Below are 6,601 nucleotides of genomic sequence, written 5' to 3'. Positions count from 1 at the left end.
AAAAGCTCTTTAAATGTTTCATTAGCACCAAACCCGGTTAATTCTGGAGGAACTATGGAACTATTAACCGATTTCCCGGAAGAGGAGCTTGAGACCATGCACCTATCAATACATAACCTAAACGGGGGGCTTATCCAACAAATGAAATCAAATAGTAAAAGTACAAACATAACATTGCCTTATAATCTTGAAATAGGAGTATATATTCTTAAAATTGAAACTAAGAGCATTTATAAATCACTCAAATTCATAGTAAAATAAGATAGTTTTATGCTTATTGAAATTTACTTTAATGATTAAAACAAATATGAAAAATAGCAATATAAACAACCTAACTAGTAGAGTTACTTTAGGTCTATTATTAGCACTAAGTTTACTTAGTGCTAATATGGCGACATTTGCCCAGTCTAATAACGAAGTTTCCTTTTACCTACAGGGCTCTTTTTCTAAACTTAATTATGAAGCTTTAGGAGCGAGTAGTGAATTGGAAAATGGTTTTGGTCTTGGGGCCAAATATTCCTATTACCTAACTGAAAACTGGAGCCTTGGGACAGGTGCCGAATTGCAGTATATGGAAGGGGCCATTTTTGTACCTACTGCCCAAGGGGCGTATATGACCCAGGATTCTGAGGCAGAATCTTTTGAATTTAGATATGCAGCTACAATTTTTTCAGAGAACCAGGAGGTTTACTTTTTAAATATACCTCTTCAGGTTCAATACGAATCGCTTGGTACGACCAGGTTTTATGCAGCTGCCGGAGTTAAAGCAGGTTTAGTTTTAAATTCAGAATACCAGAGTTCGGCCGGTTCACTAGAAACTAGCGGATATTATTCACAGTATGACGTGGAACTTACCAGTCCTACATTTGCAGGTTTTGGCGAATTTAAAGCTGTAAATAATTCTAAATCTGAGCTCGACCTAAAAACAAATTTTGTGGCTCATTTGGAAAGCGGTGTGAAATTAATGTTGGAGAATAATAGGTCGCTTTATATGGGGCTTTTTCTAGATTACGGATTAAATGATATTAAGCCAGACACCTCAGGGGAGAGGTTTGTTCATTATAATGCCCAGGCCCCTACAGACTTTACTTTTAGCAGCTTATTGTCAGCCCGTGAAATACAGGATTTAGATGAAGTTAAAACCCTGGCATTTGGCTTGAAAATTCAGTATGCATTTCAATTCTAAAATTAAAATATATTGAATGAAAAGGCCGCCATTTTAGGCGGTTTTTTATTGGTTCATTCCCAATAATTCTTCTACATAAGTTCTGGAATTAGAAAGCCTGGGAATTTTATGCTGTCCGCCAAGTTTGTCATTTTTCTTAAGCCAATCGTAGAATAATTTTTCTCGTGCCTGGTGTATTTTCGGCATATTTAGCGTCATATTATTATAGCGTTTTGCTTCATAATCGCTATTTACCTGTTGTAAGGCTAAATCCAACTCATGCCTAAATTTATCAAAGTCCTTCGGCGGATTTTTAAACTCTATAATCCATTCATGCGCACCTTTTTCTTTGCCTTTCATAAAAATTGGTGCAGCGGTATAATCTACTATTTCACAGTTGGTAACAAGGGAAGTCTTTTTTAAGGCTTCTTCGGCATTCTCGATAATTAACTCTTCTCCAAAAGCATTGATATGATGCTTGGTCCTGCCGGTTACTTTGATGCGATAAGGATTTGTAGAAGTAAATTTAACTGTATCACCAATCTTATATCTCCATAGGCCCGCGTTGGTAGTGATTACCACCGCATAATTTTTTCCTGTTTCTACTTCGGCTAGCGGAATAGCTTTTTCCTGTTCGCTTCCATAGTTATCCATAGGAATAAACTCATAATAAATTCCGTAGTCCAGCATTAATAAAAGCTCTTTGGAATCGTTCTGGTCCTGGCAGGCAAAAAATCCTTCCGAAGCATTATAGATTTCATAAAACCTAAAATCTTCTTTGGGTAAAATCTTTTGATATTGCGGTGCATAAGGATCAAAACTTACCCCACCGTGAAAATAAACTTCAAGGTTTGGCCAAACTTCAAACAGGTTTTCTTTACCGCTGGTCTCCAAAATATTGTTGAGTAGCACCAACATCCAACTGGGTACACCGGCCAGGCTGGTTACATTTTCTTTAATTGTTTCATTTACAATTGCCTGCATCTTTACTTCCCAATCGTTCATAAGGGAAACCTCGTTGCTTGGCGTGCTGCTAAATTCTGCCCAAAAAGGCATGTTTGCAATTAAAATAGCCGAAAGATCTCCGTATGCCGTACCGTTGTTCTTGTAAATTTCCTTACTGCCTCCCAATCGTAAGCTTTTCCCTGTAAAAAGTTGTGACTGCGGATTGTTGTTTAAGTACATACAAAGCAGATCTTTTCCTGCATTGTAGTGGCAATCTTCGAGGGAGTCTTCACTTACCGGTATAAACTTACTTTTTGCACTGGTGGTTCCACTAGATTTGGCAAACCATTTTATAGGGGTAGGCCAAAAAATATTATTTTCTCCCCGCCTGCTGCGTTCAATACAGGCCTCATAATCTTCATATTTTTGAATTGGAACGCGCTCTGCAAACTGAAGGGGATTTTTGATTTCCGGAAAGTTGTACTTCTTACCAATTTCTGTGTTTTTTGCCTTAGAAAGTAAATCCTTGAGCAATTCGTTTTGCACTTCGTGAGGGTATTTTATAAACAACTCCATTTGGTGAATTCGCTTCTTTAGGAACCAGGAGGCCACGGAGTTTACTAGTGGAATTGGCATTATTCTTTATATCTTTATACGCTGAGAATGCTTCAGCTGGTTGGCTGGATAAAAATAATTTAAACTTCGAAGCTTGCAAATCAACTTCGGTTAAAAATAGGGAAAAAATGATGAGATACGAAGGCGTTTTAAAAAAAATGAGAACCGAAATTGTAGATAAAGTACAATATTACCTGGTTTTTGAGGACGATTTTATCAATATAAATCAAATACTCAATAAAAAAATAAGCCTTAATTTCCTTCGTTTTCAATGTTTAAACTGCGGATTGGAAAAGAAAATATTCCGGCAGGGGTATTGTTATGATTGTTTCTCGTCTATTCCCCAGGCAGGTGATTGGATTATGAAACCCGAACTGAGCAAGGCGCATTTAGATGAAGAGGATAGGGATTTAGATTATGAAAAACAAGCCCAATTACAGCCACATATAGTTTATTTGGCTAATTCCAGCAATGTAAAAGTTGGTGTAACCCGAAAAACGCAAATTCCTACCCGGTGGATAGACCAGGGAGCCCACGAAGCTATTGAAATAGTTGAGGTGCCCAATAGGTATCTTGCCGGAGTTACCGAAGTAGCTTTAAAAGATCACGTATCAGACAAAACGAACTGGCGAAAAATGCTATCCAACGAGGTTTTAGATCTTAACCTTGCTGAAGAAAGAGATAAATTAAAAGATTTTATCCCGGAGGAAGCTAAAGAATATTACCTGGGCGATAGAAAAGAACTTGAAATTGATTTTCCGGTGCTGGAATTTCCAAAAAAGGTAAAAAGCCTTAACCTGGGGAAAAGTCCGTTTTATGAAGGAGTATTAAAAGGAATTAAAGGCCAGTATTTAATTTTTGAAGACGGTACCGTGTTTAACGTTCGCGCCCACGAAGGCTTTGTAGTGGAGTTGGGAGTACTTTAATTGAATAAAGCTGAAAGGACGTCATGCTTATTTCAGCATCTAAGATAATGATAGTTAAAACATACTAGAAGTTGAAATAATTTCAGCTTGACAAAATTAGACTTTATTGGCATCGCCAGGGAATATAATACCCAAGGTGGTTTTAAAAAAGCCTCATAAATTCCCAGGATAATAGGAAATTATGAGGCTTTATTTTTTAATTACTTGTGGTGTCCGTTTGCTTTTTCTTTTTTCCAAAAATGCCGCCTAAAATATCTTTGGCTGCATCTTTAACTTGCTCCTCCTGGCTTTTAGGTTTGTCTTCTGTTTTAGGAGTTTGGGTTTGGGTAGAGTCTTGAGAGGCAATGCTATCGGTTTGCTGTTGTTGATTTCCACCTATTTGTTTGTTAATTATATCTTTAATCGCATCCTTGCCACGGTCTTTAAGGTCTTCTTTTTGTTTTTCCACAATTCTTTGGGTAAGATTGCTTACTGCTTGTTGCATATTTATATTGATTTGCGGATTTTGAAAAGTTCCTTTTAGGCCAATGGGCAATGCTACCATCATATTTTGTAGTTCGTCCCCGCTTAACTTGCTTAGTGCATTTCCTACCTGGCTGCCCAATAATTTGGCCGGAACATCCAGGGCCAGGGTATAATCCATATTCATATCAAATCCGTGGCTACCCGAAACCTTAACGTCTATCCCTTTTACATTAAAACTAAAGGGTTCAATTTGTACCATCCCATCATTAAAGGTCAGTTTTGTTTTTAGTTTATCCAGGTCCAGGTCACTTAAATTAATAAAATCTAATTGCTGATCTAATCGGGAAAGCAAGGCTAATTTTTCGGGATTTACCTCTGCCGTAAGAATTTCGGCCAGGGCGTTCCCGGCAAGTGTTGAGAGCTGTGGGGTAAGGTCTTCATTTAAGTTTCCATTTAATTTTAAATTGGTTTGCAATTTTCCTTGCAAGGCCTGGGCTACCGGCGCCAATCCCTGTAGCATTTCCAATCCGTTAAACGATTCAGCTATATTTAATGCGTTTAGCGCCAGGTCCATGTTAAATGTAGGGGTTGTACCTTTTGTAGAAACATTTCCTGTTAGGGCTATATTTCCGCCAAAAATGTTTGTGGAAATATTTTGTAAAGTGGCGGTTTCGTCACGTAAAATAATACTTCCTTTAGCATCTTTAAGTTTAAGGTTGTCGTAAATTACCGTGTTTACCGCAAAAGCCAGTTCTGTATCCAGGAATGAAGGAATTTTAACCGCTTCTTTTGTAGCCTGTGCAGAATTTAGAGCTCCGGTTTCTTCAGCTCCGGTTTCAGCTTCAGTCTCCGTTTCTGCAATCATAAAGTCGTTGATTGCAAAAACATCAGAATTCACTTTAAAGTTCCCTTTTAGATTTTGATCGGTAAATAGGAAACCCATAAGGTTTTCAATATTTCCGGTAGCCGAAATATCGGTTTGCCCGGTACTTAGTTTTAATTCGGGAACACGCACATTACCCTGATTAAAATTCATAGTAGCCTTAGCGATCTTTACCTCATTGGGAATTTCGGGCGATTTATAACTGAAATTCCTAATACTGGCGGTTCCGTTACTTTTTACATTCTGATATTGTTCTTTTTCTATAGAATTCATATCAAATTGCGTGGTAACATCGGCTGTCAATATTCCATTTAGTTCCTGTTCCAGTTCTAAGGGGTAAGCTTTGTAAAGGTTCGCTAAGTTTAGGGTTCCCTGTAACGACATATCTATAAGCATATTTCCCATTAGGTTTTTTACGCTTCCGTTGGTCGCAAACTTATCCTGGTCTATTCTAAAAGTCACATCATCGAAAGTAAGATAGGTGTCTTCCAGGATTCCGGTTTCGTTTAGAACCTGTAGGTCTATGTTGATATCCTGTACACTCTTTGGTAACTCGGGATATTTAAAAGAGGCATTGTCTGAACTTACTTTTATATCCATTTTAGGGATATAGGTCTCGTCTACAATACCCTGTATTTTTCCATTCACAATGAAATTTCCGCTGGTTTCTACATTTTCAATGTTTTTTGCATAGGTTTCAGGAATTACCGCCAGGAAGTTTTTAAAGTCTGAAGAAGGCGTCTGGAAACTTAGGTCTATTTCATTATTGTTTTCATTTACCTGAACAAAACCTTCAAAAGTAAGTGGTAATTGGTTGATGGTAGCTTTGTTCTCCAGGAAGGTGTAACGCATATTCTCCAAATCCATTTGGATTACTGCATCAAGGGCGACTTTGTTTCGGTTTAAATAGTTTACGCCATCAAAATCTAAAGAAACCAGGGCATTAGATTTAGTATCGAGTTCACTTGTGGCAAGGGAGAAATCGCCGGTTCCCTGGTGGTTTAATTCTTCTACATCCAATAATAGATTTTGGCCTTCATCTAAATATTTTACGCGCGAATTATTTATTTCATAATGCTTTAAATCAAGGCTAAATCCGGTTGAAGTAGAATCACCGGTAGTTGTGGTAGTATCTTCAATTGCAATATCGTAGTTGGCATTGCCAAGCGAATCTACCTTAATATTCAAGTAGGTATTGTTAATTTTTATATTGTCTAAAATTTTAGGTTCATCAGCTCCCTTAAATAATTCTTTAATAGACATTTCTAACTGCGCTTCTTCACCAATAGCAAGGGTGTCTCCTTTAAAAGGCTCATTATTAATCACGCTAAAATTTTCAATTACCACCGTAGCTTGAGGAAAATTTCTAAATAGGCTTAGACCAATATCGCTAAATTCAATTTGGGCATCTACACTGTTATTGGCGGTTTTACGCACATAGTCTTTTATTTGGGATTCGAATAAAAAAGGTGCTGCAACAAGTATAATTACAATTGCCAATAATGCAATACCAATTATTTTAAATGCTTTTTTCATTTTTTTATTATTTAATTCAATCTTGTCTATCAATATGAGCGTGAGTAAAACACAGCTCGTTTTAAA

General features: G+C 37.2%; 5 protein-coding genes. 3 read left to right on the top strand and 2 right to left on the bottom strand.

Annotation, left to right across the window (positions count from 1 at the left end; translation table 11 throughout):
- Together GUB10_RS12075 and GUB10_RS12070 are read left to right on the top strand one after the other, a co-directional pair.
- The coding region (locus GUB10_RS12075) for a T9SS type A sorting domain-containing protein (protein ID WP_193711707.1) at nucleotides 1-261 on the top strand (261 nt) is incomplete at its 5' end.
- Nucleotides 262-292: 31 nt separating this feature from the next.
- Nucleotides 293-1,186: a hypothetical protein gene (locus GUB10_RS12070; RefSeq protein WP_193711706.1), complete on the top strand. Its 894-nt coding sequence runs from the start codon at nucleotides 293-295 to the stop codon at nucleotides 1,184-1,186.
- Nucleotides 1,187-1,231: 45 nt separating this feature from the next.
- Here GUB10_RS12070 and GUB10_RS12065 read toward each other — a convergent pair whose 3' ends face one another.
- Complete coding sequence (locus GUB10_RS12065) at nucleotides 1,232-2,746, bottom strand: GH3 auxin-responsive promoter family protein (RefSeq protein WP_193711705.1); 1,515 nt, start codon at nucleotides 2,744-2,746, stop codon at nucleotides 1,232-1,234.
- Between the two features lie 110 nt (nucleotides 2,747-2,856).
- Between GUB10_RS12065 and GUB10_RS12060 the strand changes: the two genes are divergently transcribed.
- Nucleotides 2,857-3,651, top strand: coding sequence for a DUF2797 domain-containing protein (locus GUB10_RS12060; RefSeq protein ID WP_193711715.1), 795 nt, complete (start codon nucleotides 2,857-2,859; stop codon nucleotides 3,649-3,651).
- Between the two features lie 196 nt (nucleotides 3,652-3,847).
- On the opposite strand, the gene GUB10_RS12055 is transcribed toward GUB10_RS12060, so the two are convergent.
- Nucleotides 3,848-6,535: an AsmA-like C-terminal region-containing protein gene (locus tag GUB10_RS12055; protein ID WP_193711704.1), complete on the bottom strand. Its 2,688-nt coding sequence runs from the start codon at nucleotides 6,533-6,535 to the stop codon at nucleotides 3,848-3,850.
- Between the last annotated feature and the right edge of the window lie 66 nt (nucleotides 6,536-6,601).

The organism is Salegentibacter sp. BLCTC (assembly GCF_015143665.1).
GTDB classification, from domain to species: Bacteria; Bacteroidota; Bacteroidia; order Flavobacteriales; family Flavobacteriaceae; genus Salegentibacter; species Salegentibacter maritimus.
The sequence above is the reverse complement of the archived record's forward strand: the minus strand, read 5'-3'. Positions and strand labels throughout refer to the sequence as shown.

Coding starts and splice junctions, on each gene's coding strand:
- GUB10_RS12070 (WP_193711706.1), top strand. CDS start 293: ATGATTAAAACAAATATGAAAAATAGCAATATAAACAACCTAACTAGT.
- GUB10_RS12060 (WP_193711715.1), top strand. CDS start 2,857: ATGAGATACGAAGGCGTTTTAAAAAAAATGAGAACCGAAATTGTAGAT.
- GUB10_RS12065 (WP_193711705.1), bottom strand. CDS start 2,746: ATGCCAATTCCACTAGTAAACTCCGTGGCCTCCTGGTTCCTAAAGAAG.
- GUB10_RS12055 (WP_193711704.1), bottom strand. CDS start 6,535: ATGAAAAAAGCATTTAAAATAATTGGTATTGCATTATTGGCAATTGTA.